21 protein-coding genes and 1 tRNA gene are annotated in these 25,971 nt (G+C 72.0%); 21 read left to right on the forward strand and 1 reads right to left on the reverse strand.

Translation table 11 applies throughout. The features are described from left to right. Window positions 1-66 precede the first annotated feature (66 nt). From C1A33_RS15595 to C1A33_RS15620, 6 genes are read left to right on the forward strand one after another with little or no spacing between them, the layout of a single operon-like run. Window positions 67-1,197 carry a substrate-binding domain-containing protein gene (locus C1A33_RS15595; protein WP_101832222.1) on the forward strand — a complete coding sequence of 377 codons (1,131 nt, stop codon included), beginning with the start codon at window positions 67-69 and terminating at the stop codon, window positions 1,195-1,197. A gap of 42 nt (window positions 1,198-1,239) precedes the next feature. Further along, entirely contained in the window at window positions 1,240-3,759 is a 2,520-nt protein-coding gene (locus C1A33_RS15600) for an ATP-binding cassette domain-containing protein (RefSeq protein WP_165818412.1), read from the forward strand. Window positions 3,760-3,786: 27 nt separating this feature from the next. Continuing rightward, window positions 3,787-4,797, forward strand: coding sequence for an ABC transporter permease (locus C1A33_RS15605; protein WP_165818413.1), 1,011 nt, complete (start codon window positions 3,787-3,789; stop codon window positions 4,795-4,797). Between the two features lie 45 nt (window positions 4,798-4,842). Next, complete coding sequence (locus C1A33_RS15610; RefSeq protein WP_101832225.1) at window positions 4,843-5,970, forward strand: LLM class flavin-dependent oxidoreductase; 1,128 nt, start codon at window positions 4,843-4,845, stop codon at window positions 5,968-5,970. Further along, window positions 5,967-6,458 (forward strand): flavin reductase family protein, encoded by a 492-nt coding sequence (locus C1A33_RS15615; RefSeq protein WP_101832226.1) that lies wholly within the window; start codon window positions 5,967-5,969, stop codon window positions 6,456-6,458. The genes C1A33_RS15610 and C1A33_RS15615 overlap by 4 nt, the downstream gene beginning before the upstream one ends. 31 nt (window positions 6,459-6,489) lie before the next feature. After that, window positions 6,490-6,996 (forward strand): NADPH-dependent FMN reductase, encoded by a 507-nt coding sequence (locus C1A33_RS15620; RefSeq protein WP_101832227.1) that lies wholly within the window; start codon window positions 6,490-6,492, stop codon window positions 6,994-6,996. Window positions 6,997-8,108: 1,112 nt separating this feature from the next. Here C1A33_RS15620 and C1A33_RS15625 read toward each other — a convergent pair. Next, a tRNA-Arg gene (locus C1A33_RS15625) sits at window positions 8,109-8,180 on the reverse strand. Window positions 8,181-8,255: 75 nt separating this feature from the next. Here C1A33_RS15625 and C1A33_RS15630 point away from each other — a divergent pair. From C1A33_RS15630 to C1A33_RS36630, 15 genes are all read left to right on the forward strand, one after another. After that, a complete protein-coding gene (locus tag C1A33_RS15630) occupies window positions 8,256-8,642 on the forward strand; it encodes a response regulator (RefSeq protein ID WP_101832228.1) in 387 nt (128 codons plus the stop codon). A 138-nt stretch (window positions 8,643-8,780) separates the two neighbouring features. After that, window positions 8,781-10,442 (forward strand): arginine--tRNA ligase, encoded by a 1,662-nt coding sequence (argS, locus tag C1A33_RS15635; RefSeq protein WP_101832229.1) that lies wholly within the window; start codon window positions 8,781-8,783, stop codon window positions 10,440-10,442. A gap of 160 nt (window positions 10,443-10,602) precedes the next feature. After that, window positions 10,603-12,009 (forward strand): diaminopimelate decarboxylase, encoded by a 1,407-nt coding sequence (gene lysA / locus C1A33_RS15640; protein ID WP_101832230.1) that lies wholly within the window; start codon window positions 10,603-10,605, stop codon window positions 12,007-12,009. Then, window positions 12,006-13,289, forward strand: a complete 1,284-nt coding sequence (locus C1A33_RS15645) for a homoserine dehydrogenase (protein ID WP_101832231.1) — start codon at window positions 12,006-12,008, stop codon at window positions 13,287-13,289. Before lysA ends, C1A33_RS15645 begins: the two co-directional genes overlap by 4 nt. After that, window positions 13,289-14,452, forward strand: coding sequence for a threonine synthase (gene thrC, locus C1A33_RS15650; RefSeq protein ID WP_101832232.1), 1,164 nt, complete (start codon window positions 13,289-13,291; stop codon window positions 14,450-14,452). The genes C1A33_RS15645 and thrC overlap by 1 nt, the downstream gene beginning before the upstream one ends. 32 nt (window positions 14,453-14,484) lie before the next feature. Further along, window positions 14,485-15,561 (forward strand): homoserine kinase, encoded by a 1,077-nt coding sequence (locus C1A33_RS15655; protein ID WP_243407595.1) that lies wholly within the window; start codon window positions 14,485-14,487, stop codon window positions 15,559-15,561. Between the two features lie 439 nt (window positions 15,562-16,000). Beyond that, window positions 16,001-18,361, forward strand: coding sequence for a transcription termination factor Rho (gene rho, locus C1A33_RS15660; RefSeq protein ID WP_101832233.1), 2,361 nt, complete (start codon window positions 16,001-16,003; stop codon window positions 18,359-18,361). A 104-nt stretch (window positions 18,362-18,465) separates the two neighbouring features. Next, a complete protein-coding gene (gene rpmE / locus C1A33_RS15665) occupies window positions 18,466-18,702 on the forward strand; it encodes a 50S ribosomal protein L31 (RefSeq protein ID WP_101832234.1) in 237 nt (78 codons plus the stop codon). 134 nt (window positions 18,703-18,836) lie between these two features. Continuing rightward, complete coding sequence (gene prfA / locus C1A33_RS15670) at window positions 18,837-19,907, forward strand: peptide chain release factor 1 (RefSeq protein ID WP_101832235.1); 1,071 nt, start codon at window positions 18,837-18,839, stop codon at window positions 19,905-19,907. Between the two features lie 51 nt (window positions 19,908-19,958). Beyond that, the gene (locus tag C1A33_RS15675) at window positions 19,959-21,026 is read left to right on the forward strand and encodes a N5-glutamine methyltransferase family protein (RefSeq protein ID WP_423748082.1); all 1,068 of its coding nucleotides are present in this window, start codon (window positions 19,959-19,961) and stop codon (window positions 21,024-21,026) included. Beyond that, complete coding sequence (locus tag C1A33_RS15680; RefSeq protein ID WP_101832237.1) at window positions 21,026-21,676, forward strand: L-threonylcarbamoyladenylate synthase; 651 nt, start codon at window positions 21,026-21,028, stop codon at window positions 21,674-21,676. Before C1A33_RS15675 ends, C1A33_RS15680 begins: the two co-directional genes overlap by 1 nt. Window positions 21,677-22,373: 697 nt before the next feature. Next, entirely contained in the window at window positions 22,374-23,630 is a 1,257-nt protein-coding gene (locus C1A33_RS15685; protein WP_101832238.1) for a serine hydroxymethyltransferase, read from the forward strand. 148 nt (window positions 23,631-23,778) lie between these two features. Next, window positions 23,779-24,885: an MraY family glycosyltransferase gene (locus C1A33_RS15690; RefSeq protein WP_101832239.1), complete on the forward strand. Its 1,107-nt coding sequence runs from the start codon at window positions 23,779-23,781 to the stop codon at window positions 24,883-24,885. Beyond that, window positions 24,882-25,319: a Cg1360 family ATP-synthase-associated protein gene (locus tag C1A33_RS15695; RefSeq protein ID WP_101832240.1), complete on the forward strand. Its 438-nt coding sequence runs from the start codon at window positions 24,882-24,884 to the stop codon at window positions 25,317-25,319. The genes C1A33_RS15690 and C1A33_RS15695 overlap by 4 nt, the downstream gene beginning before the upstream one ends. Continuing rightward, complete coding sequence (locus tag C1A33_RS36630; protein WP_243407591.1) at window positions 25,316-25,627, forward strand: AtpZ/AtpI family protein; 312 nt, start codon at window positions 25,316-25,318, stop codon at window positions 25,625-25,627. The genes C1A33_RS15695 and C1A33_RS36630 overlap by 4 nt, the downstream gene beginning before the upstream one ends. The last annotated feature ends 344 nt before the right edge of the window (window positions 25,628-25,971 follow it).

Raw genomic sequence — 25,971 nt, forward strand, 5'->3', positions numbered from 1 at the left:
GCCTGCGCACAGCGTCGTTCGTGGGTGATCACATCATTTCTTCGCCCCTCAAAGGAACAGCGTCAGATGCGTATTCTCCTCAAGGTCGCGGTGGTGGCCGCGGCCGCCGGCATGGTTGCCGCCTGCGGTGCCCCGTCGGCACCGCCGTCGAGCACGTCGCAGGCGTCCGCCTCGGCGTCGGCGCACCCGGGCACGACGAGTGGACCGACCTGGAATCCGGCCGACTGGGACACCTCGAAGGTGTGCGGTACCAAGCGGATCAAAATCGGTGTCGAGGACGGCCTCAACAACACGTGGCGCAAGACCGCGCTGGAGGTGCTCAGGGTCCAGATCGCCAAGTGTCCCAACATCGACCCGCACATCGAGTACGCGTCGGCCAACGGCAATCCGCAGCAGGTCTCGACCGACATCAACTCGATGGTGTCGAAGGGCGTCAACCTCCTGATCGTCCTGCCGGACTTCGGTGACTCCGAGCTGCCCGCCCTGCGGGCGGCCACCAAGGCCGGCGTCACCGTGGTCCCCTACTACGGCTCGATCGGGGGCAAGGCAGGCACCGACTACACCCTCAGCGTCCACCTCGACACCTACGGCATCGGTCAGCGGATCGCGAGTTGGTTCGGTAAGAACGTCCCCAGCGGCAATGTCGCAGTCATCGGTGACGTCGCCACCTCGACGTCCGCCAAGGACCTCTACGACGGCGTCAAGGCCGGTCTGGCCGCCTATCCGAGCCTGAAACTGGTCGGCGACTCGTTCCTGGTCGGAAACTACGACCCGCAGACGATTCAGAAGGTCACGACCGGCGCGATCCAGAAGTACGGCAACATCACCGCCATCGCGACGGCTGGCTGCGGCTCGATGTACGTCGCGCCGTTCACCGCCGCCGGGGTCAGACCGCCCGCTGTCGGCTGCTCGGCAGGCGCGAACATCACTTACTGTGACTACAGCAAGCTGTCCGGAACCGCGAAGTACCCATTCGCGACGTGGGAGTCCACCACCCAGGTCATCGCGGCCGCGCTGCGCCACGGTCTGGCCTCCTACAACAGCATCGCCTGGGACGAGCCGACCGCGATCGTGCCGCAGCAGGCCGTCGACACGGCCGGGGGCAAGGCGGCGCTGACCTGTGACCCCGGTCTGCCGGCTGACGCCGACCTGACCAGCGGACTGACCGCCAGCCAGCTCACTGCTGCTCTGAAGTGACGCTGGAGGTCGTGGATCATGCTAGAAGCAGCGAAGGGTGCCGTGGCTGAGCCAGCCACCTCGGACTCGTCCACCCAGGCCCCTCCGAGGGGCTATCGCCTCCAGCTCACCGGTGTCAGCAAGTCCTTTGGTGCGGTGCACGCACTCTCGGACGTCACGCTCGAAGTGCCGGCCGGCCAGATCCACGGCCTCGTCGGTGAGAACGGGGCGGGCAAGTCCACCCTGATGGCCGTCGCGTCGGGCGCCTTGGTGCCCGACGCGGGCCAGGCCGTCGTGGACGGCCATGAGATACGAGGCGACGCGGTGGCCGCTCGGGCAGCCGGCCTGGCCATCGTGCGCCAGCATCCGGCCCTTCTGCCCGATCTGACGGTCGCCGACAACCTGCTGCTCGGCGTGCCGGCCAGCATGAGGCCGCGAGTCAGGGATTCTGCCGCCTGGGCGCGCACATGCCTCGGCGCGTGGGACGACCGGCCCGACATCGACCCGCGGATGCGTGCTGACGCGCTCAACGCCGAGCAGCAGTTCATCGTCGAGCTGGCGCGCGCTCTCTGCCAGGCTCCGGCGGTGCTGCTCCTCGACGAGCCCTCGGAGCACCTGAGGGCCGAGGACGTCGACCGGCTGTTCCGGGTCGTCCGTGAACTGGCCGCGCGCGGCACCGCGGTCGTCTACATCTCCCACCGGGTCAGGGAGGTCCGGCAGATCTCCGACCGGGTCACGGTCCTGCGCAACGGTGTCAACCGCGGCACCCGCGAGACAGCGGACCTCGACGAGGCCCAGATCATCGAGCTCATCATCGGACGGTCTCTGGACGCCCAGTACCCGGCGAAGCAGCCACGGGACCGCGCCCTGGTGGGCCGTCCGGCGGTGCTCGAGGCGTACGACCTGAGCGGCGAGGGGTTCTCGGGTGCCTCGCTCATCGTCGAGCCAGGCGAGGTCGTCGGCCTGGCCGGTATCGACGGCAACGGGCAGGCGAAGTTCGCTCGAGCCCTCGCCGGCCTGCAGAAATGCACCGGCCAGGTGAAGCTCGGCGGGTACGACGCGCGGGTCTCGAACCCGGTCGCCGCCGTGAAGGCGGGTATCGCCTACGTCCCCGCGGACCGCCATCGCGAGGGCATCTTCCCCGACCTGTCGGTCCGGGAGAACGTGATGATCCGCGGTGTCCGGGGCGCTGCCCGCCTCGGCTTCGTCTCCCCGCGGCTGGAAAGGCAGAAGAGCAACGAGATCCTCAGACGCTATGCCGTCAAGGCCGCCTCGCCCGACAGCCCGATCACCTCGCTTTCCGGTGGCAACCAGCAGAAGGTCGTGATGGGCGGCGCACTGGCCGGCGCGCCCCGGCTGCTGATCGCCGATCAGCCGGCGCAGGGTGTCGACGTCGGCGCCAAGGCCGAGATCTACCGGCAGCTGCGCACCGTCGCGGCGGCCGGGGCCGGCGTGCTCATGCTCTCGTCGGACAACGGCGAGCTCGCCGGCGTCTGCGACCGGGTGGCGGTGATGTCCCGTGGCCAGATCGTCGCCGAGATCGCCGGCGAGGAGCTCTCCGAGGAGACCATCACCAACGCCGTGCTACGCGCATCCTCGACGCGTGACCACGGCGCGGCCACGGCGCGGCGATTCAGAAGGATCCTTGACCATGACGGCGCGTCGGTGCCGGTCCTGCTCGCCCTGATCATCATCTTGGCAGTGGTCGCACAGCTGTGCGACCACACCTATCTGCACACCCGCAACATCAGCCTCGTGCTGGGCCTCGGGGCCATCCTCGCGGTGGCCGCGACCGGTCAGGGCCTGGTGCTGATGCAGGGCGGATTCGATCTGAGTATCGGCCCGCTCATGTCGCTGGCTCCGGTGATCGCCTCCTTCTACCTGATCGGGGCAGGCTACGGCTACGACCTCGCGGGCTGGGCGTTCATCGTCCTCGCCACCCTGGTCGTGGGACTGGGCAACTGGCTGCTGGGCGCGGTGCTCAGGCTCAACCCGATGCTGGCCAGTTTCGGGACGTGGACCCTGCTCGACGCGATCGCACTGATCCTTCGGCCACAGGCCGGAGGGCTGATCTCGAACTCGGTCATCGACAAGATCTCCTGGTCCGTCGGACCGATCCCCGCCACCCTCATCGCCGCCGCCGTGGTGGCCGCGGGCCTGGAACTGTGGCGAACCCGCACGCTCCGCGGCAAGGCACTCCAGGCCGTCGGCAGCGACCGCGCGGCCGCCCACACCCTCGGCATCAGCGCGCGCCGGGCATCGCTGATCGCCTACATCGGCTCCGCGCTGCTCGCCGGGCTCGCCGGGGTGATGCTGATCGGCCAGATCGGCACCGGCGACCCGACGGCGGGCGAGAGCTATGTGCTCACCAGCATCGCCGCCGCCGTGGTCGGGGGCATCGCGCTCACCGGCGGGCGGGGAAGCTTCGTCGGCGTGCTGTGCGCCGCCGTCCTGCTCGTCCAGGTCCAGACAGCCACCCCCTATCTGGGGCTGAGTCCGGGCTGGCAGCAGATCCTCGTCGCCCTCGTGACCATCATCGCGGTCTGCGCCTATTCGCTCGCTCGCCGCCGGCCGGCCCGCTGACCAGGCCGAGAAGGGATGCGAAGGACCATGAGCAGCAAGCCCACCCCCCGCGGCATCGCACGCTGGGTGATCGCGTCACCCTACAAGTGGGTCTGGGTCGCGGCCGCCGTGATGTACGTGGTCATGCTGATCGCCACACCGAACGCCGCGACGGCACGCTCGCTGGCGAACATGATGCCCTACTTCGGCATGCTCGCCGTGGCGACACTGGGCCAGGCCATTGTTGTCATGCAGCGCGGCTTCGACTTCTCCCTCGCCGGGATCATCGTGCTCTGCGGCCTTGTCGTCGCCAAACTCACCGACTCTGGTGCAGCTCCGGTCCCGGCCGTCGTGGTCGCGCTTGCCGCCGGTGTCCTGGCCGGGGTCGTCAACGGCCTGCTGGTCTCCTGGCTGGCGCTCACTCCGCTGGTGGCCACCCTGGCATCGAACGGACTGTTCCTGGGGTTTGCCTACCTGGTCTCCGACGGGCAGCAAATCATGATCCCGGGCAGTTTGCAGACCTTCGCCACCAGCCGGGTCGGGGGAATCGCGACCAGTTTCTGGATCGCCCTCGGTGTGGTCCTGGTACTGCTGGTGCTGATCCGGCTGACGGCCTTCGGGCGCCGGTTCGTCGCCACCGGCTCCAACCCCGATGCCGCCCGCGCCGCCGGGCTGCCGGTCACCCGGGCGCTGGTCAGCGCCTACAGCCTCGCCGGTCTCCTGTTCGGCATCACCGGTGTCCTCATCGCAGGCAACATCGGCGCGGGCAGTTCCGCCGCCGGCGGCACCTACCTGATGTCCTCGATCTCGGCGCTCCTGGTTGCCGGCGCCGCCGTCAGCGGCACCCGGATCAGCCTCGTCGCCGCGGTCGTCGGGGCCCTGTTCATGACCATGCTGTCGCAGTTCATCCTCGCGCTGGGCGCCTCCGCGGCTGTCCAGGGCCTCATTCAGGGCCTCGTGCTCCTCGGCACCGTCGCCTACCCCAACATCCGGCTGCCCAGACGCCGGCTGCGTGTCGCCCTGCCGCCATCACCCGGCCCACGCCTCACCGCACCGTGACAGCCGGACAACTCAGGACGGCCGGACAATGAGAAGGAAGCAGACATGAACGCCCTCGTCGACAGCCCCAACCGGCTCAAGCTGGGCCTGTTCGGTACCAACGGCGGAGCAACCCTTACCCGCGTCCCCGAAGTCTGGCGACCCCACTGGGACCGGATCGTCGAGGTCGCGAAGATCGCCGACCAGGCTGGCCTGGAAGGATCGCTCGGCTACGCCCGCTGGAAGGGATACATCCCCGGCATGCCCGAAGCCGGCGTCGGCTACGTCGTCGACCCCTTCACCTGGGCCGCCGGACTCAGCCAGGTCACCTCCTACACCACGCACATCGCCACCGTGCACGGCTGCGTGATGCACCCGGTGCTCGCCGCCAAGCAGTGCACCACCATCGACCTGATCTCCGGCGGCCGCTTCGCCCTCAACCTCGTCGGCGGTTGGAACGCCATCGAGCTGGACATGTTCGGCGTCGGCCTGCGCGAACACGAGGCCCGGTACAGCGAGCTCGAGGAATGGGTGCAGATCCTCACAAAACTGTGGACCGAGAGCACCGAGTTCGACTTCAAGGGTGAGTACTACGACGTCAAGGGCGGCCTTTCCCGGCCGCAGCCGGCGCAGAAGCCCCACCCGCCGATCATCAACGCCGGCGCGTCCCCCCGAGGCCTCGACTTCTCCACGACCTATGCCGACATCTGCTTCACCGTACCCAACGTCATCGGCATGGACGCCAGGGCCAAGGTCGCCGAATACAAGGACGCCGCCCGCGCCAAGGGTCGCGAGGTCCAGATCTGGACCTACTGCGCCGTCGTTCAGCGCGACTCGCGGGAGGAGGCTGAAGAATACCTCGAGTACTTCACCGGGCCGATGGCCGAGAACGAACTACTCGACGCATGGCAGGCGGCGTCCCTGGCATCCACCGACAGGCGCCACGTCCCGAGGGAGGCAATCCTCGCCATGCGGCAGCGCTTCGCCGCCGGATCCGGCGGCCCCATCCTCATCGGCACCGCCGCCGACATCGCCGACCAGATGGCGGAGATGAGCGAGATCGGCATCGACGGCATCCTGCTGACCTGGCCCGACTTCACCGACGGTGTCAGGCGTCTGGTCGCACCCGGCAGTGTGCTGACCGAGCTGGAGAAGCGCGGCCTGCGCGAGCCCTTCGAAGGAGTGCGGGCATGACCACCATGACGATCGACCCCCGCGAGTTCCGCGACGCGCTCAGCCACTTCCCCTCCGGCATCACGATCATCTCCGGGATCGAGGGCGACGAACCGGTCGGCTTCACCTGCCAGTCGTTCTACAGCGTCTCGGTGGATCCCCCGCTGGTCTCCTTCTCCGTCATGAAGACGTCGAGCAGCTACCCCCGTATCAGGCCCAGCGGACGTTTCTGCGTCAACGTCCTCACCCACAGCCAGCAGGCCCTCTCCAACCAGTTCGCCCGCAGCGGCTCCGACAAGTGGGCCGGCGTCCGATGGCATCCCAGCCAGCTCGGCAACCCCGTGATCACCGGCACCGTCATGTGGCTGGACTGCGTTGCCTGGGCCGAGCACGACGTCGGCGACCACCTGATCGTCGTCGGGCAGGTCACCGAGATGAGCAATCCGGACTGGCACAAGGGGGACCCACTGCTGTTCTTCCGAGGTGCCTACCACAAGCTCCAGCACTGAGCCCCGCCGCGCCCGACCGAGGGGAACTCCCATGAAGGCCGTTGCCGTCGTCGGCAACCCCAGACCGGCGTCGCGGACCGCCGACGCCGCCCAGATCCTCGCCCGCGCGCTGGGCTCGGAGTCGGTCGAGCTCATCGAGCTCGCCGAGCTCGGAGCAGGCCTGCTCGGCTGGGGCGACCCCGCCGTCGCCGAGGCCAGGCAGAAGGTCAGGGACGCCGACCTGGCCGTCATCGCCTCACCAACGTTCAAGGCAACCTACAGCGGGCTGCTCAAACTCTTCCTCGACCAGTTCGAGGGGCAGTCCGGCATGGCCGGTCTCACGGTCATACCGCTGATGCTCGGCGCCGGCGAGGCGCATGCCCTGGCGCCAGACCTGCTGCTCAAGCCGGTACTTGTCGAGCTCGGAGCGACGTGCCCGACAGCGGGGCTCTACCTCCTCGACAGCGACTACGCCGAAGGCGCCCGACTCCAGGGCTGGCTGCAGCAGTGGGCCGCGGTCGCACGTCGCTCGGCGGAGGCGCGGGAATCCCCGAGCTGATCGGCGATGCGGGCGGGGCGCCGCACGAGCGATCCGGCCTAGTGTCCTGAGTCTTTAGTTCCTATGTAGATCGTATACTGGGCATCCTCGCCACCTACTGCGAACAAATTAACGACTCAGGACACTAGCTAGGTGAAGCGGTCCGCGATCAAGACCGGTGACCCGCGAGTAGGCCGGAGATGGGGATCGCCGTGTCACCTCGCGGGGGGTGGCACTGACGCGTTGGCAAGGCCAGACTTCGCTGTGCTCGGCGATGGCGACCTGACCTGCTCCCGCCGCCCGCGGAAGCGAGATGACGCGGTCGGGCGTCGTCCTGTAGCTCGATGGTGCCTGGATGAAGTCAACTTGTGATGACTGGACGGTTTCTGTCACACCCTGCGTTCATTCTGTGGCGTGGAGGTGGTAGCGGATGTCGTCGTTGGTAGGAGAGCTCCGCGATACGAATAGCCCAGTCACGCGGTACTTGCGGGAGGCGTTCCCTCATCACAAGCCGATCCAGGCCGCGTATCGGGCGCGAGCTGGGACGGTCCGGCTGGTTCCGCCTGCCGGGGTGGCGGGCGGAACGCAGGGCGCGGCCATTGACTGGTGGCTGCGGTTCCTGGTCGACCCGGAGCCGTCGCTGGACCTGGCGGTGTGGAGCTGTCTGAGGGCCGGGCCGGCTGGGTGGGCGCGGGCCGGGATGCAGATGCTGTACGCGTTGGGCGGGGTCGACGACAGCCTCACGCTGCACGCGGTCGACCCGGAGGTGTGGCGGGACCGTCCCGACCGGTGGATGGCGCGGCTCTGCTACGCGCTCGCCCTGCTCGTCGAACCACTGCGCAATCCGGCCGCGCTGCTCGGCTCACGGCTGATGCAGCTCGACGAGGATGCGGGCCCGCGGGAGCTGGCGGCGCTGGCCACCGCGGACGAGGTCGCCGACCTGATCGCCATGCGAGACCTGGCCAGCGAGACTCTGCTTCCCGCGCTGGCGGGCAAGCCCGCCGAGTCCGGCCCAAACGTTCGCTGGCAGCGAGGATCTCCACGCCGACGCCGACCTGATCGTCGAGGGTCTGTTGCTGGACGTCAAGGCGAGTCAGGGTGGCAGCCCCCGCAAGGTGCGTGGATGCTGTACGTGCCCCCGGCAGGATTCGAACCTGCGCACCCGCCTCCGGAGGGCGGTGCTCTATCCCCTGAGCTACGGGGGCTCTGGGGCAACGCGGCTTACGTTACCAGGCGGGAACGGCGGATCGCGCGCCCGGGTGCGCCGTAAGCTTCCGGATGTGTACCCCGCCGCCCCCCGGGTCCTCGTCGTCGACGACGACGCGGTGATCCGTCAGCTCGTGGTCGTCAACCTGGAGCTGGAAGGCTTCGAGGTCCATACCGCGGTCGACGGCGTCGACGCGCTCGAGATGGTGCGGGAGGTGCGTCCGCAGGTGATCACCCTCGACATCATGATGCCGAGGATGGACGGCTGGGACGTGGCCACCGCCCTGCGAGAGGACCCGTCGACCGTCGACATCAGGCTGATCATGCTGACGGCCCGCGCGCAGGAGGCGGACGTCAAGCGTGGTTCGCGCATCGGTGTGGACTACTACCTGACGAAGCCGTTCGACCCGGACGAGCTCATCACCGTTGTCCACAAGCTGGCGGCCGGCCAGCCGGCCTGATCTCGCTCGCCTCACCGGCCCGAAACCGCAGGTAAGCCGTCCGCACCCCGGTCGTCGGGTGGGACGGCACCGACGCGGCCACAGGGTGGCGCCTCGGCGCCCGGACTGGGTACGCCATCGCGCCGATAGCATCACGACATGACCCCCGCCGATCTCGCCGATGCCATCGTGGCGGCCGTGGGCCGCGCGGTCGCCGACGGCGACCTGGACGTGACTGTGCCGACCACCGTCACGGTCGAGCGTCCGAAGAACCCGGAGCACGGGGACTACGCGTCGCCCGTCGCGCTGCAGCTCGCCAAGGCCGCCCGCCGACCGCCGCGGGCCGTCGCCGAGCTGCTGGCCGCCCGGCTGGCGGCGCATGCGGAGATCGCGCGGGTCGACATCGCGGGCCCGGGGTTCCTGAACATCACGCTGGCCGGCTCGGCGCTGGGGGAGATCGCCCGCCGGGTGCTGGCCGCGGGGGCGACCTACGGCCACGCCGCCAAGCCGCGGGACACGCGGATCAACCTGGAGTTCGTCAGCGCGAACCCGACCGGGCCGGTGACGCTCGCGTCGGCCCGCTGGGCGGCGGTCGGGGACGCGCTGGCCCGGATCCTGACCGCGGCCGGTTTCGCGGTGGGCGGCGAGTACTACGTGAACGACGCCGGTGTGCAGGTCGCGCGGTTCGGCGCGTCGGTGCTGGCGGCGGCCGCGGGCCGGGAGATCCCGGCGGAGGGCTACCACGGCGCGTACGTCGCCGAGATCGCCGCCGCCGTGCAGGCGGCCCGGCCGGACCTGCTCGACCTGCCCGAGAACGAGGCGTTGGCGATCGCCAGCTCCGAGGGGCTGTCGCTGATGCTCACCGAGATCCGCTCGACCCTGGAGGGATTCGGCGTCCACTTCGACACGTGGGCTTCCGAGAAGGCGCTGCATGACGCCGGTGCGCTGGCGGCGGCCGTCGACGATCTGCGCGCCCAGGGGCACGTCTTCGACGCGGACGGCGCCGTGTGGCTGCGCACCACCGACTTCGGTGACGACAAGGACCGCGCGCTGGTGAAGAGCGACGGCGCGCCGACCTACTTCTGTGCCGACGCCGCCTACTACCGCGACAAGCGGGGCCGCGGGTTCGACCAGCTCATCTACCTGCTCGGCGCGGACCACCACGGCTACGTCGCCCGGCTGAAGGCGATCGCCGCCTGCTTCGGCGACGATCCGGCGACGCACCTGGACGTCATCATCGGTCAGCTCGTCACGCTGACCCGCGGTGGCGAGGCGGTGAAGATGTCGAAGCGGGCTGGCACGTTCCTGACGCTGCTCGACCTCGTCGACGCGGTCGGCGTGGACGCGGCGCGCTACTCGCTGGTCCGGTCGTCGCTCGACTCGCCCCTCGACCTCGACCTCGACCTCGTCACCCGGCAGACCAGCGACAACCCGGTGTTCTACGTCCAGTACGCGCACGCGCGGATCAGCTCGCTGCTACGCAACGCCGAGTCGCTCGGCCTCGCCGTCGCGGAGCCGCAGGCGGCGGATGTGGCGTTGCTCACCCATCCGCGCGAGGTCGACCTGCTGCGCGCCCTCGGCGAGTTCCCGCGCGTGGTCGAGACGGCGGCCACCCTGCGCGGTCCGCACCGGGTCGCCCGCTACCTGGAGGAACTGGCGGGCGTCTACCACCGGTTCTACGACGCCTGCCGGGTACTCCCGCAGGGGGACGAGCAGGCGGGGCCGCTCACCGACGCCCGGCTGCTGCTCGTCGCGGCCACCCGGGTGGTGCTCGCGAACGGGCTCGGCCTGCTCGGCGTCAGCGCGCCGGAACGGATGTGACGACGATGCGCCGGCAGCCGCGCGCGTACCCGTCGGCGGACCCACGGGTCGCCAGGCGGACGGCGGTCCAGGGGCGGACGGTGGCCTTCGGACAGACAGCGGCCTTCGGACAGACGATGGCGATCGGACAGGCAGGGTCAGGCGGACAGGTAGTGGCGAGATGAGCGAGACCGAGAACGTGGTGACGCGGGCCGTGCCGGCGGCGCTGGAGGACGACCTGTGGCCGGCGACGGCCCGACTCGACGACGACGGCGTGCTGCGGATCGGCGGGTTGCGCGCCGACGAGCTCGCCGCGGAGTTCGGCACGCCGGCGTTCGTCCTGGACGAGGCCGACTTCCGGGCCCGCTGCGCCGCCTGGCGCGCCGCCTTCGCCGACTGTGACGTCTACTACGCCGGCAAGGCCTTCCTGTGCCGCACGGTCGCCCGCTGGGTCGACGAGGAGGGCCTGAACCTCGACGTCTGCACCGGCGGCGAGCTCGCGGTGGCCCGATCGGTGGGCTTCCCGGCCGAGCGGCTGCTGTTCCACGGCAACAACAAGTCCGTCGCGGAGCTGCGCGCCGCGCTCGACTACGGCGTCGGGCGGATCGTCGTCGACTCGTTCGCCGAGATCGAGCGCCTGGCCGCCCTCGCCGCCGAGGCGGGCGTGCGCCAGCGGGTGCTGGTGCGGGTCACCCCGGGGGTGGAGGCGCACACCCACCACTACGTCTCCACCGGCCAGGAGGACCAGAAGTTCGGCTTCTCGCTGGCCGGCGGCGCGGCGGCCGAGGCGGTGGCCCAGGTGCTCGCGGCGCCGTCGCTGCACCTCGTCGGCCTGCACGCGCACATCGGCTCGCAGATCTTCGACACCGCCGGGTTCGGTCTCGCCGCGCATCGCATGGTCGGGCTGCTCGCCCGCCTGCGTGACGAGCACGGCCTCGAACTGCCCGAGCTCGACCTCGGCGGCGGCCTCGGCATCGCCTACACCAGCGAGGACGCCCCGCTCGACGTCGCCGACGTCGCCGAGCGGCTGACCGCGATCGTCGGCAAGGAGTGCGCCGTGGCGGGGCTCACCGTGCCACGCCTGGCCGTCGAGCCGGGCCGGGCGATCGTCGGCTCGACGACGGTGACGCTCTACGAGGTCGGCACCGTCAAGGAGCTGCCCGGCCTGCGCACCTTCGTCAGCGTCGACGGCGGGATGAGCGACAACATCCGCACCTCGCTGTACGACGCCCGGTACACCGCCCGCCTCGCCTCCCGGCCTGGCTCGCCCACCGCGCACGTGGTCACGCTCGTCGGCCGGCACTGCGAGTCCGGCGACGTCGTCGCGCACGACGTGCCCCTGCCGGACGACGTCCGCCCCGGGGACCTCGTCGCGGTGCCCGCCAGCGGCGCCTACCACCGGTCGATGGCCAGCAACTACAACCACGTCACCCGGCCGCCGGTGATCGCCGTGCGCGACGGCGCCGCCCGGGTGATCGTCCGCCGGGAGACCGAGGACGACCTGCTGCGCCTCGACGCGGACCCGACCGACCCGACCGATCCGGCTGGCCCGGCGGCCGGGACGAGCGCGGCGGCGGTGACCCGATGAACATCGCCCTGCTCGGCTGCGGCGTCGTCGGCAGCGAGATCGTGCGGCTGCTGCGGGCACACGCCGAGGACTACGCGGCGCGGGTCGGTGAGCCGCTGCGCCTGGTCGGGATCGCGGTGCGCCGCCCCGAGCGGGTCCGCGACCTCGACGTCGACCCGGCCCTGTTCACCACCGACGCCGCCGCCCTCGTCGCCCGCGACGACGTCGACCTCGTCATCGAGGTCGTCGGCGGGATCGAGCCGGCGCGCGACTGGCTGCTGTCCGCGCTGCGGGCCGGTAAACCGGTGGTCACCGCGAACAAGGCGCTGCTCGCCTCGGACGGCGCCACCCTGCACGACGCCGCCGCCGAGGCCGGCACCGACCTGTACTACGAGGCCGCCGTCGCCGGGGCGATCCCGCTGGTCCGCCCGCTGCGGGAGAGCCTCGCCGGCGATCGGGTCCGCCGGGTGCTCGGCATCGTCAACGGCACCACCAACTTCGTGCTGACCCGCATGGACGAGACCGGCGCGTCGTTCGGGGAGGCGCTCGCCGAGGCCGGCGTGCTCGGCTACGCCGAGGCCGACCCGTCCGCCGACATCGACGGCTACGACGCCGCCGCGAAGGCCGCGATCATGGCCCAGCTGGCCTTCCACTCCCGGGTCACGATCGACGACGTCTACCGGGTCGGCATCGGCGACGTCACCGCCGCCGACATCGCCAGCGCCCGCGAGCTCGGCTGCGTCGTGAAGGCGCTGGCCGTCGCCGAGCGTTCCGACGAGACCGAGGGGATCAGCGTCCGGGTCTACCCGGCGATGATCCCGCGCACGCATCCGCTGGCCGGGGTGCGCGAGGCGTTCAACGCGGTGTTCGTCGAGGCGGAGGCCGCCGGCCAGCTGATGTTCTACGGCCAGGGGGCCGGCGGCGCGCCGACCGCCTCCGCGGTGCTCGGCGACGTGGTCGCCGTGGCCCGCAACCGCATCGCCGGGCGGCGCGGCCCGGGTGAGTCGTCCTACGCGGCCCTGCCCGTGCTCCCGATGGGCCGTACCGTGACGAAGTATCACGTGAATCTCGACGTCACGGACAAGACCGGCGTGCTCGCGGCGGTCGCCGGGGCGTTCGCACGTCACGATGTGTCCATCAGGAGCGTCCGCCAGGACGGCCGCGGCGACGACGCGAGCCTCGTTCTGGTCACGCATGCCGCGCGGGACGCGGCACTGTCCGCCACGGTCGAGGAGCTACGCGGCCTCGACGGGGTACGGGCGGTGTCCGGAGTGCTGCGGGTCGAGGGAGGTGAGCCGTGATGTCGACATCCACGTCGATCGCGGAGTCCACGTCGGTCACCGGATCCACACCGGTCACGGGATCCACGCCGGCTGGGTCGGCGGCCGGGTCCGCACAGCGGTCGCACCGGCCGTGGCGGGGCATCATCGAGGAGTACCGCGACCGGCTTCCGGTCGACGACAGCACCCCCGTCATCACGCTTCGTGAGGGCGGCACGCCGCTGCTGCCGGCGGCACACCTCTCCGAGCTGACCGGGTGTGAGGTTCATCTCAAGGTCGAGGGCGCCAACCCGACCGGGTCGTTCAAGGACCGCGGGATGACGGTGGCGATCAGCCGAGCCGTCGGCGCCGGCTCGCAGGCGGTGATCTGCGCGTCCACCGGCAACACGTCGGCCTCCGCCGCCGCCTACGCGGCCCGCGCCGGCATCACCTGCGCCGTGCTCGTCCCCAGCGGCAAGATCGCGCTCGGCAAGCTGGCCCAGGCGCTCGTGCACGGCGCGCGGCTGCTGCAGCTCGACGGCTCGTTCGACGACTGCCTGCGGGTCGCCCGCGAGCTCGCCGACACCTCGCCGGTCACCCTGGTGAACTCGGTGAACCCGTTCCGCCTGGAGGGCCAGAAGACGGCGTCCTTCGAGATCGTCGAGGCACTCGGGCAGGCACCCGACGTGCACTGCCTGCCCGTCGGCAACGCCGGCAACATCACCGCCTACTGGCGCGGCTACACCGAGGAGCACGACCGCCTCGGCTCCGGCCGGCCGCGGATGTGCGGGTTCCAGGCCGCCGGCGCCGCGCCGATCGTGCGCGGCGAGGTGGTCACCGCCCCACAGACGATCGCCACCGCCATCCGGATCGGCAACCCGGCCTCCTGGGACCTCGCCGTCGACGCGCGCGACTCCTCCGGCGGCCTCATCGACGCCGTCAACGACCGGCAGATCCTCGCCGCCTACCGCCTGCTGGCCCACCGCGAGGGCGTCTTCGTCGAGCCGTCGAGCGCGGCCAGCATCGCCGGCCTGCTGATGGCTCGGGCCGACGGGCGCATCGAGGCCGGTTCTCGGGTGGTCTGCACGGTCACCGGCAACGGCCTGAAGGACCCCGACTGGGCGATCAGCGGCGCGGCGAAGCCGGAGACGATCCGTCCCACCGTGGCGGGCGCCGCCGAGGCGCTCGGCCTGACCACCTCGTGACCCGAGCCGTCGAGGCGGGGCCGGCCGTCGAGATGGGACCGGCCGTCGAGATGGGGCTGGCCGTCGAGATGGGGCGGCGGGTGCGGGTACGGGTGCCGGCGACCAGCGCGAACCTGGGCCCCGGTTTCGACTCCTTCGGCCTGGCCCTCGCCCTGCACGACGAGGTCGAGGTGACCGTCACCGCCTCCGGCCTGAGCGTGGACGCGACCGGCGCCGACGAGGTCGCCCAGGACGAGACGCATCTGGTCGTCCGGGCGATTCGGGCGACATTCGACCTGCTTGGGCGCCCGCAGCCGGGCCTCGCCCTGCGTTGCGCCAACCGGATCCCGCACGGGCGGGGCCTCGGCTCCTCCGCCGCGGCGATCGTGGCCGGCGTCGTCGCCGGTGCCGCCCTGACCCACGACGATCTCGGGCCCGGATTCGAGTCCGCGTCCCGTGCCGCGCCGGGCACCGGCGACGCGGGCACCGGCGCCGGCGGTCGCGACGGCGACGCGGCCGGCGAGGCCGTGGAGGCCGCGGTCGGTTCCCGGGGCGAGAGCGACTGGATGCTGCGCCTGGCGGGCGAGATCGAAGGGCATCCGGACAACGTCGCGGCCGCACTCGAGGGCGGATTCACCGTCGCCTGGCAGGACCCGGACGGGGCACGCTGCCTGCGGGTGGAGCCTTTCGACGGGCTGCGGCCGGTGGTGTTCGTGCCGACCGTGCGACAGTCGACGCGGGAGTCGCGCGGCGCGCTGCCGGAGCGGATCGGCCTGCCCGACGCCGCCCACACCCTCGGCCGGGCGGCGCTGCTGGCGCTCGCGCTGTCCGCCGCCGAGCCCGCCGGGGCCTCGCGGCGGGCGGAGCTCCTGCTGCGCGCCACCGAGGACAGGCTGCACCAGCCCTACCGGCTGCCCGCCGTGCCCGGCACGGCCGAACTGGTCGCCGGCCTGCGGGCGCTGGGGATCCCGGCGACACTGTCGGGCTCCGGACCGTCGGTGCTCGCCCTCGCGGTGAGCGGGCAGCAGGCGGCGACGGCGGTGGGGGCGGCCGGGGCCGACTTCTCGGTCGCGCCGTTGACGGTCGACCGCGTCGGCGCGCGGATCACCCGGTTTGCCGCCGTTATGTAACGGGGTGACTCGAAAGGGTGACCATCCGGGTCTGGCGGCGCTCGGCGGGGCCGCCGTTCGCCCGTGCGTGTCACTTCGGGAAGTCCTGGCGTCGCAAGGTTGTTGCCGAGGTGTCCCCAGCTGGATAGTCTGGTGACTGCACCCGCTGCCACCGCGGCGCGTGCTCGCTCCCGCAGTGCCGCTCTGGCCTCGCCAGATGGGCCGTGGTTCGGGACTCCGGTGTTTCGGCGTCGTCGTCGTCGCCTCGGCTCCACACCGGCACACCTGAGCGGGATCGGCGAGTTCGCTCGCGGCAGTCGGCCGCTGGCGCCGTAGACGGGCGCGACTTTCGCCCATCCGGTGCTGTACATCCCTTCACCCGGCATCTGTGCAGGCGAAGAAGGTCCACACGCTACGCCCGGCTCGTCTGTCGAGCCAGTTCCTTCAGGGAAGGAAAACCTTGAGCGACACCACCAACGTGCTGCCCCAGAGCGCACGTGAGTCTGCGGCGCCTGCGACGCCTGCATCGCCCCACGAGAGCGGGCCGGCGGCCGCCACCTCGTCCGCAGACACGATCACCTCCGCGCCCGCGGTCGACAACGGCTCCGCGCGGAGCACCCGCGGATCCCGCGCAGCCGCTGACGCGGCCGCCGCGACCGCGACCCGGCGGCGCCGGCAGGGCACCGGCCTGTCCGCGATGCTGCTGCCCGAGCTGCAGGCGATGGCCCAGTCCATGGGCATCCAGGGGGTGGGGCGACTGCGCAAGGGACAGCTCATCGCCGCCATCCAGAACCTCCAGAACGAGGCCACCGGCGGCGCGGTGGCGCCGGCCGGCGATGGGGCGTCCGGGGCGATTCCCGCGCCCGTCGAGGTATCCGCCGCCGCGCACGCCCGCCCGGGCGGCGACGAGGCGGCCCCCGCCGGCACCTCGCCGGCGTCCGGCGCGTCCGCGGGCGGGACCCCGCGCACGCGGACCCGTCGCGGCGCCTCCCGCGGGGTGGCGAGCCCGGCCGCCGAGCAGCAGACCCTGCCCGACGGCGGCGGCGACACGATCGTCGAGACCCGCCCGGAGCCCGCCGCGGTGACGCCGCCGGCGCAGGCGACCGCCGCCACGACCCAGCAGGCGGCCGCCTCCGCCCAGGCCACCGCCGCCCCCGCGCAGTCCGCGCCCGCCGCTGGTCGGCAGGGCGAGACCGCCCCGCGCGGCCGCGAGGACCGTCGTGACCGGTCCGCGGAGAACGGCCGCGCCGCCGAGAACCGTTCCGGTGACGGCGGCCGCTCGAGCGGCGACGGCGGGGAGCGCGCCGGCAACGACCGGCAGGGCAACGACCGGCAGAACGGAGACCGCCGCTCCGGTGGGGACCGTTCCGACCGGCAGTCCGGCGATCGCTCAGGGCGGTCGGACCGCTCCGACAGGCCGGACCGTTCAGACAGGCCGGACCGTTCAGACCGCTCCGACAGGCCGGACCGCTCCGACCGCTCCGACCGTTCGCAGAACGACCGTTCCGACCAGGGCGGCCGTTCCGACCAGGGCGGCCGTTCCGACCAGGGCGGCCGTTCCGACCAGGGCGGCGACGACGATTTCGGCGGGCGCAGCCGCCGGGGCAGGTTCCGCGAGCGTGGGCGCAGCCGCGGCCGCAGTGGCCAGGCCGGGCCGGCGGAGAACGAGCCGGTGCTGCGCGAGGACGACGTCCTGGTGCCCGTCGCCGGCATCCTCGACGTCCTCGACAACTACGCCTTCGTCCGGACCAGCGGGTACCTGACCGGCCCGACAGACGTCTACGTCAGCCTCGCTCAGGTCCGCCGCAACGGCCTGCGCCGCGGCGACGCCATCACCGGTGTCGTGCGCGCCCCGCAGGAGGGCGAGCAGCGCCGGGACAAGTACAACGCGCTGGTCCGCCTGGACACCATCAACGGGATGGAGCCCGACGAGGCGCGCGGGCGGCCCGAGTTCACCAAGCTGACCCCGCTCTACCCGCAGGACCGGCTGCGCCTGGAGACCGAGCCGCACCTGCTGACCACCCGGGTCATCGACCTGGTCATGCCGGTCGGCAAGGGCCAGCGCGCCCTCATCGTCAGCCCGCCGAAGGCTGGCAAGACGATGGTGCTCCAGGCGATCGCCAACGCGATCACGACGAACAACCCGGAAGTCCACCTCATGGTCGTCCTCGTCGACGAGCGGCCCGAGGAGGTCACCGACATGCAGCGGTCGGTGAAGGGCGAGGTCATCGCCTCGACCTTCGACCGCCCGCCGGCCGACCACACCAACGTCGCCGAGCTGTCCATCGAGCGGGCCAAGCGCCTGGTCGAGCTGGGCCACGACGTCGTCGTCCTGCTCGACTCGATCACCCGGCTGGGCCGCGCCTACAACCTGGCCGCCCCGGCGTCCGGGCGCATCCTGTCCGGTGGTGTCGACTCGACCGCGCTGTACCCGCCGAAGCGGTTCCTCGGCGCCGCGCGCAACATCGAGAACGGCGGGTCGCTGACCATCATCGCGACCGCGCTCGTCGAGACCGGGTCGACGATGGACACGGTCATCTTCGAGGAGTTCAAGGGCACGGGAAACGCCGAGCTCAAGCTCGACCGCAAGATCGCCGACAAGCGCATCTTCCCCGCGGTCGACGTGGACGCCTCGAGCACCCGCAAGGAGGAGATCCTCCTCGCGCCCGACGAGCTCGCGATCATGCACAAGCTGCGCCGGGTGCTGCACACCCGCGAGAACCAGCAGGCACTGGAGCTCCTGCTCGACCGGCTCAAGTCGACCCGGACGAACTACGAGTTCCTCATGCAGATCGCCAAGACCGCCCCGCCGCAGGATTAGGTTGGCCCCGGATCTGGTTCTGGCAGACTGAGAGCACAGGACGGCTCCGGTTCACGCCCTCCACCCCTGGACGGCGACCCGGCGGCCACATCGGAAGAGGGACCATGAAGGCTGACATCCACCCGACGTACCACGAGACGACCGTGAACTGTACCTGCGGGAGCACGTTCACCACCCGCAGCACCAAGGACAACGCGGTCATCAACGCCGAGGTCTGCTCGCAGTGCCACCCGTTCTACACGGGCAAGCAGAAGATCCTCGACGTCGGCGGACGGGTCGAGAAGTTCGAGCGCCGGTTCGGCCGGCGGCGCCCCGGCGAGAAGGTCGGCGGCGCGAAGTAACGCGGCCACGGCGCCCGTCCGGACTCCGGGCGGGCGCCGTTTGCGTCCCGAGGCGGCGACGGCCGTCCCGCCTCCCCTGGCTCCCGGGAGCCGCCGCCGTGTCCCGGGACCGTGACGTGCGAAGAGGAACCACCATGACGTCCCCGCTCGCCGGCCTTGTCGCGGAGCACGCCGAGATCGAGGGGCAGCTCGCCGACCCGGCGGTGCACAACGATCCGGCCCGGGCCCGCACCCTCAGCCGCCGCTACGCGCAGCTCGCCCCGGTCGTCGACCTGGCCCACGAGCTCGACCGCGTGGCCGGCGACCTCGACGCCGCCCGCGAGCTCGCGGCGCAGGACGCGTCGTTCCGCGACGAGGCCGCGGAGCTCGACGCCGAGCTCGCCCGCCTCAACGACCGGGTGCGCGCCTATCTCGTCCCGGTCGACCCGGACGACGCCCGCGACGCGATCCTCGAGGTCAAGGCCGGCGCGGGCGGCGAGGAGTCGGCCCTGTTCGCCGGCGACCTGCTGCGGATGTACCTGCGCTACGCGGAGCGGCGCGGCTGGAAGACCGAGATCCTCGACGCGAACCCGTCCGACCTGGGCGGATACCGCGATGTCAGCGTGGCGGTGAAGTCGCGCGGTGCCGCGTCCGGCGACGGCGTCTACGGCCGGCTGCGCTTCGAGGGCGGTGTGCACCGGGTCCAGCGGGTGCCGGTCACCGAGTCGGCCGGGCGCATCCACACCTCGGCCGCCGGCGTGCTGGTGCTGCCCGAGGCCGAGGACGTCGACGTCGAGATCGACCCGAACGACCTGCGCGTCGACGTGTTCCGCTCGTCGGGCCCGGGCGGGCAGAGCGTCAACACCACCGACTCCGCCGTGCGCATCACGCACCTGCCGACCGGCGTCGTCGTGTCCTGCCAGAACGAGAAGAGCCAGCTGCAGAACAAGGAGTCGGCGCTGCGGATCCTGCGGGCCCGGCTGCTCAGCGCCGCGCGGGAGCGGGCCGAGTCCGAGGCGTCGCAGGCCAGGGCCAGCCAGGTGCGCACAGTCGACCGCTCCGAGCGCGTCCGCACCTACAACTTCGCCGAGAACCGGATCGCCGACCACCGGGTCGGCTACAAGGCGCACAACCTCGACCAGGTCCTCGACGGCGAGCTCGACGAGGTCCTCGACGCCCTCGCCGCCGCCGACCTGGAAGCCCGCCTCAACGACCAGTCCTCGTGACCGGACCCGCGAGCGCGAACCCGGCGCGCCCCGCGGCCGCCGGGGCGGGGCCTGGCGGCCGCGGCTGGTTCGGGGACCATCCCGACGGGCCCAGGCCCAGGCCCATCTGGCCTGTCCGGGCTGCTGGCCGACGCGACGCGCCGGCTGGAGGCCGCCGGCGTGGCGAGCCCGCGGGCGGATGCCGAGCAGCTCGCCGCGTTCGTCCTGGGGGTCGGGCGGGCCCGGCTGCTTCTCGTCGACGCGATGCCCGCGCCCGCCGCGGAGCGCTTCGCCGCCCTGGTGCGCCGCCGGGCGGCCCGCGAGCCGCTGCAGCACCTCACCGGCGTCGTCGGTTTCCGCTACCTGGATCTGGCGGTCGGCCCCGGCGTGTTCGTACCCCGGCCCGAGACGGAGTCGGTCGTCGGCTGGGCCATCGACGCCCTGCGCCGGGCGCCGGCCGGGCCCGGCGGCCGCGCCGCGGCCCGCGCCGACGGCCCGACCTGTGTCGATCTGTGCTCCGGCTCCGGGGCGATCGCGCTGGCGCTGGCGACCGAGGTGCCCGGCGCCCGAGTACACGCCGTCGAGGTCGACCCGGCGGCGCTGCGCTGGCTGCGCCGCAACGTGGCGGCGACCCTCGACGGGCCGCCCGTCGGGAGCGCTCTCGGGCGGCACGGCGGGAGTGCGGCAGGGCCGCCCGGCGGGAGCGCCGGCGAGGCGTGTGCCGGGTATGCCGGGGGATCCGTCGAGGTGCACGAGGCGGATGTGACCGGGCAGCCGCCGCCGTCGCTGGCCCGACTCGCCGGGGTGGTCGACCTGGTGGTCAGCAACCCGCCGTATCTTCCGGATGCGGACCGAAACGCGGTGGAGCCCGAGGTCGGCGAGCACGATCCCGCCCGGGCGCTGTGGGGCGGTGCGGACGGCCTCGACGTCGTGCGGGCCGTCGTCGCCCTCGCCGCACGGCTGCTGCGGCCCGGTGGCCTGCTCGTCGTCGAGCATGCGGACGGGCACGGCGGCACCGCGCCGGCGCTGCTGCGCGCCGACGGACGATGGGTGGACGTGGCCGACCACACCGACCTGGCCGGCCGGGACCGTTTCGTCACCGGCCGGCTGGCCGGGCCGCTCGACAGGAAGGACGGGTGATGCTCCGATTCGACTGCGTCGACGAGGCCGAGCGGGCCGCCGGGCTGGACGCGGCGGCCGCCGCGGTCAGCCGCGGCGGCCTGGTCGTGCTGCCCACCGACACCGTCTACGGCCTCGGCGCCGACGCCTTCGGCCGGGAGGCGGTGTCCTCGCTGCTGGCCGCCAAGGGCCGGGGCCGCTCCATGCCGGTGCCGGTGCTGATCGGCTCCTGGCGCACCCTCGAGGGCCTCATCGAACGGACGACCCCCCAGGTCCGTGACCTGATCCAGGCGTTCTGGCCAGGTGGGCTGACCCTGGTGGTCCGGCACGTCCCGTCGCTGCGCTGGGATCTGGGTGAGGGCCGGGGCACGGTCGCCGTGCGGATGCCGCTGCACCCGGTGGCGATCGAGCTGCTCGGGCGCACCGGGCCGATGGCCGTGTCCAGCGCGAACATCAGCGGCCAGCCGCCGGCGACCACGGCCGACGAGGCGATCGCCCAGCTCGGCGGCGCGGCCGAGGTCTACCTCGACGGCGGGGCCTGCGCCGACGCGGTGCCCTCGACCATCGTCGACTGCACCGGTGACGTCCCCGTCGTGGTCCGCGCGGGCGCCGTCGGCCTGGAGGCGCTGCGCGAGGTCCTCCCGCTCGTCCAGGAGCCAGCCGGCCGTTAGGCCGCGTCTCGAGTCGAGAGCTTCTTGTCGCCGTCGCCGCCTCTGTCGCGGCAGTTTGTGGCAGCGTTCTGTCACCTTCACCGCGGCCGCGCCAAAAACAAGTGGACAAACCGGACGCGACGCCATGGGTTTCTGGCACAGTGCCGCCTTCGCTCGCGGACTCTTCCCCTCTATGGGAAGTCGACCCCGTCCTCGGCGTTCTGGTCGGTACCCACCCCAGCGACGATCATGGGTTCGGGGCGTCGGGTCGCGGTGGGTGAGGCCGCGGGCCGTTGGACGCCGGGCGGAGAGGCCACCTGTGTCCCCATGAGAGTGCGGCGTCCGATTTGTCGCACCGGAAGGGGCTGGAAGGCTCGTGTCCCCTGCACGACGAGGAAACCTGCGTAACCCTCCGCGGCAACGGGGGCTGTCGCTAGCCGACCCGCGGCGGCGGCTCGCGCGCGGTCGCCGCCATGAGGACGGAAGCCGTCGGTCGGGCCGGGACGCGCGGGAGGAACCGTCCGTGTGCCGACGGCAGGGTTCCGCGCCCGATTCGTCCCGTCCGGAGGTGCGCAGAGTATTTTTCCCCTGCACCACTTCCAACGAGAGATCACGCTTCGAGGTAGGAGCGGACGCCCGGGGTCGAGTGGAGTGGCGGCGAGCGGGAGAGGAGCATTGGTCCGGATCGGGTGGCACGAGCGCAGGAGGTACCAACGCCATGAGCACCCCGTTCTGGGGCCCCGACTTCGACGAGCTGGCCGACACCGACCCGGAGATCGCCGGCGTGGTGCTCGACGAGCTCGCCCGGCTGCGGGGCGGTCTGCAGCTCATCGCGAGCGAGAACCTCACCTCGCCCGCGGTGCTCGCCGCACTCGGCTCCACACTGTCGAACAAGTACGCCGAGGGCTATCCCGGCCGGCGGTACTACGGCGGCTGCCAGGTGGTGGACCGGGCCGAGGAGCTCGGCATCGCCCGGGCGAAGGAGCTGTTCGGCGCCGAGCACGCGAACCTGCAGCCGCACTCCGGCGCGTCGGCGAACTTCGCCGTCTACGCCGCGCTGCTGACGCCGGGTGACACCGTCCTCGCGATGTCGCTGCCGCACGGCGGCCACCTCACCCACGGCAGCAGGGTGAGCTTCTCCGGGAAGTGGTTCAACGTCGTCGCCTACGGCGTGCGCGAGGACACCGAGCTCATCGACTATGACCAGGTCCGCGAGCTGGCCCGCCAGCACCGGCCCAAGATGATCATCTGTGGGGCGACGGCCTACCCGCGGCTGATCGACTTCGCCGCCTTCCGGTCGATCGCCGACGAGGTCGGCTCCTGGCTGGTGGTGGACGCCGCGCACTTCATCGGCCTGGTCGCCGGCGGGGCGATCCCGAGCCCGGTGCCCTACGCCGACGTCGTCAGCTTCACCACCCACAAGGTCCTGCGCGGTCCGCGCGGCGGGATGATCCTGTGCCGCGAGGAGCTGGCCGCCCGCATCGACAAGGCGGTGTTCCCGTTCAGCCAGGGCGGCCCGCTCATGCACGCGGTGGCGGCGAAGGCCGTCGCGCTGCGCGAAGCCGCCACCCCGGCCTACGCCCGGTACGCTCGGCAGGTAGTCGCCAACGCGCAGGTGCTGGCCGAGGGGCTCGCCGCCGAGGGCATCCGCCCGGTCGGCGGTGGCACCGACACCCACCTCGCCCTGCTCGACCTGCGCGAGCTCGGCGTGAGCGGGCGGGACGCGGAGGCCCGCTGCGACGCGGCCGGCATCACCCTGAACAAGAACGCGATCCCCTTCGACCCGCAGCCCCCCGCGATCTCCTCCGGGATCCGGGTCGGCACCCCGGCCGTGACCACCCAGGGCATGGGCGAGGGCGAGATGAAGGAGATCGCCACCCTGATCGGCCGGGCGGTGCGTGATCCCGCCGCCGGGCCGGAGATCGCCACGGCGGTCTCGTCGCTCGTCGCCCGGCACCCCGCCTACCCCCGGTAGGCATCCGCCCACGGCCGGCGGGACCGCCAGGTCCCGCGGGCCTCGGCGGCGTCGGCGGTCCCTGTACGTCCTCGGTCCCTGTACGTCCTCGGTCCCAGCACATCCTCGGTCCCAGCACATCCTCCTCGGCGGTGGGAGATAACGGACGGTGCGCGAGTACCTGCTCGTCTTCGTGGTCTCGGCGGCGGTGACGTTCCTCGCGACGCCGCTGGCACGAACGTTCGCGCTGCGCATCGGCGCGGTCGCGGGCGTGCGCGCCCGGGACGTGCACGCCACCCCGACCCCACGGCTCGGGGGCCTGGCGATGCTCGCCGGCCTCTACGCGGGGCTCGAGGTGGCGGACCGGCTGCCGTTCCTGTCGGTCGTCTCCCAGGACTGGTCGGAGACCCGGGCGGTGCTCATCGCCGGCACGCTGATCTGCCTGCTCGGTATCGCCGACGACCGGTGGGAGCTGGACTCGCTGACGAAGCTCGCCGGCCAGTTCACCGCTTCCGGGATCATGGTGTTGCTCGGCGTCCAGTGGTCGTTCGCCATCAACCGGGACAGCGAGACCACGCTGAGCCTCGGGCCGGAGACAGCCGTCCCGCTGTCGATTCTCGCCACGGTCGTGATGATCAACGCGATGAACTTCATCGACGGCCTGGACGGGCTCGCGGCCGGGGTCGCGGCGATCGCGTCGCTCGCGACGTTCTACTTCGCCTATGAGATCGCGGTGATCGACGGGTTCTACCGGGCGTCGCCGGCGGCGCTGCTCGCCGCGGTCACCGCGGGGGTGTGCATCGGCTTCCTGCCGCACAACTTCAATCCGGCGCGCCTGTTCATGGGGGACTCGGGCTCGATGCTCATCGGGCTGCTGTCCGCCGCCTCGATGATCTCCGTCACCGGCCAGGTGGCCTACGGAGGTTACGCTGGACCCTCGCGGTCGTATCCGTCGCTGATCCCGCTGGCGATCCCGCTGGCCGTCCTCGCGGTTCCCTTCCTGGATCTCGGGCTCGCGGTCGTGCGGCGGACGCGGGCGGGACGGTCGCCGTTCGCGGCCGACAAGATGCATCTCCACCACCGCATGCTGGAGATCGGCAACTCGCACGTGAGGGCGGTTCTGTTCATGTACTTCTGGGCGGCTCTCGTCGGTTTCGGCGGGGTCGCGGCGTCATTCTCCGCGTCCCCGCTGCCGATTCTCGTCGCCACCGTCGGGGTGGGTCTCGCGGCCCTGCTGGCGCTGCTGGTCCGCACGCAGAAGTCGGTGCGGGCATGATCGTGCCCGCGGCCCGGGTGATCCGGCTCGGGCTGCTGCTCACCGTCGCGCTCGCGGTTCCCGCGCTGGCGGTCGCCGTCGGGCTGCGCGGCGGGAAGGGCGTGCTCAGCGCCGGGCTGGGGATCGTGATCGTGGTGGCGTTCTTCACCATCAGCAAGCTGGCCGTCGGCGCGGTCGCCCGGCGGGCGCCGCACCACCTGCTGGCGGCGGCGCTCGGCACCTACGCGGTGAAGATCGTGCTGCTGGGCGCGCTGCTGGTGGCGATCCAGGACAGCTCGGCCCTCGACCTGCCGGCCTTCGCCTGGTCGATCTTCGGCGGCGTCTTCGTCTGGATGGGCGCGGAGCTGTGGGTCGCGACCCACACCAGGGTGCCGTTCTACGACCCCGAACGCCCAGGGGCGTGGGATCCGGCCCGCCGGCCCCCGGCCCGATGAGCCCCGGCGGCGACCGGCCCCCGGCGAAGGACGACCGGCCCGCGCCGCGGCTGGCCAGGCGCAAAGGTGTCGGCCGGGAGGGCGGACGCCCGGCGGTGCGCCAGCCCGGTACCCGGCAGGGGGAGCAGCACCCGGGCGAGGCGTGGAACATCTTCGGAACCCTCATCGCCGGGATGGCGTTCTGGGGGTTGGTGGGTTTCGGCCTGGATCGGTTGTGCGGCTTTCGGGCGCTGTTCCTGCCCATTGGTCTGGGGCTCGGCATCGCCCTGTCGATGTATCTGGTGATCTACCGGCTGACCCGGCGATAGCCCGGTCGATTCAGGGTCGTTCGTCCCGCCCGTCGGCGCGGGCGGTTGTGTTCGCCGCGGTCGTTCCCGGCGGGTTGCGCCGATGGTCCCGGCGGAGATGTTCCGAATGGACTGGGTTGTTCCCACCCGCTGGACCTGGCTCGCGCGCCCTTCCGGCTGTTCGATGGGTTGCGGCCGGTCCGATTCATCCCGATTGTCCCGGTCACCGGGGCAATCGCGATGACGCCCGCCTCGCCCTGTCGTTCGGATTCGTCATGACCTCCCAGGTCATCGACGGCGCGGACGGCATCGGCGAGAGTGGGCACAGGCAACAGCGGCGGCGGCGGGCGGGGAGCGGCGCGACG

This window comes from Frankia canadensis (assembly GCF_900197875.1).
GTDB classification, from domain to species: Bacteria; Actinomycetota; Actinomycetes; order Frankiales; family Frankiaceae; genus Frankia; species Frankia canadensis.

Bases quoted from the DNA above. Each gene is read 5' to 3' on its own strand.
- C1A33_RS15595 (WP_101832222.1), top strand. From the start codon at position 67: ATGCGTATTCTCCTCAAGGTCGCGGTGGTGGCCGCGGCCGCCGGCATG.
- C1A33_RS15605 (WP_165818413.1), top strand. From the start codon at position 3,787: ATGAGCAGCAAGCCCACCCCCCGCGGCATCGCACGCTGGGTGATCGCG.
- C1A33_RS15610 (WP_101832225.1), top strand. From the start codon at position 4,843: ATGAACGCCCTCGTCGACAGCCCCAACCGGCTCAAGCTGGGCCTGTTC.
- C1A33_RS15615 (WP_101832226.1), top strand. From the start codon at position 5,967: ATGACCACCATGACGATCGACCCCCGCGAGTTCCGCGACGCGCTCAGC.
- C1A33_RS15620 (WP_101832227.1), top strand. From the start codon at position 6,490: ATGAAGGCCGTTGCCGTCGTCGGCAACCCCAGACCGGCGTCGCGGACC.
- argS (WP_101832229.1), top strand. From the start codon at position 8,781: ATGACCCCCGCCGATCTCGCCGATGCCATCGTGGCGGCCGTGGGCCGC.
- lysA (WP_101832230.1), top strand. From the start codon at position 10,603: ATGAGCGAGACCGAGAACGTGGTGACGCGGGCCGTGCCGGCGGCGCTG.
- C1A33_RS15645 (WP_101832231.1), top strand. From the start codon at position 12,006: ATGAACATCGCCCTGCTCGGCTGCGGCGTCGTCGGCAGCGAGATCGTG.
- thrC (WP_101832232.1), top strand. From the start codon at position 13,289: ATGTCGACATCCACGTCGATCGCGGAGTCCACGTCGGTCACCGGATCC.
- C1A33_RS15655 (WP_243407595.1), top strand. From the start codon at position 14,485: ATGGGACCGGCCGTCGAGATGGGGCTGGCCGTCGAGATGGGGCGGCGG.
- rpmE (WP_101832234.1), top strand. From the start codon at position 18,466: ATGAAGGCTGACATCCACCCGACGTACCACGAGACGACCGTGAACTGT.
- prfA (WP_101832235.1), top strand. From the start codon at position 18,837: ATGACGTCCCCGCTCGCCGGCCTTGTCGCGGAGCACGCCGAGATCGAG.
- C1A33_RS15680 (WP_101832237.1), top strand. From the start codon at position 21,026: ATGCTCCGATTCGACTGCGTCGACGAGGCCGAGCGGGCCGCCGGGCTG.
- C1A33_RS15685 (WP_101832238.1), top strand. From the start codon at position 22,374: ATGAGCACCCCGTTCTGGGGCCCCGACTTCGACGAGCTGGCCGACACC.
- C1A33_RS15695 (WP_101832240.1), top strand. From the start codon at position 24,882: ATGATCGTGCCCGCGGCCCGGGTGATCCGGCTCGGGCTGCTGCTCACC.
- C1A33_RS36630 (WP_243407591.1), top strand. From the start codon at position 25,316: ATGAGCCCCGGCGGCGACCGGCCCCCGGCGAAGGACGACCGGCCCGCG.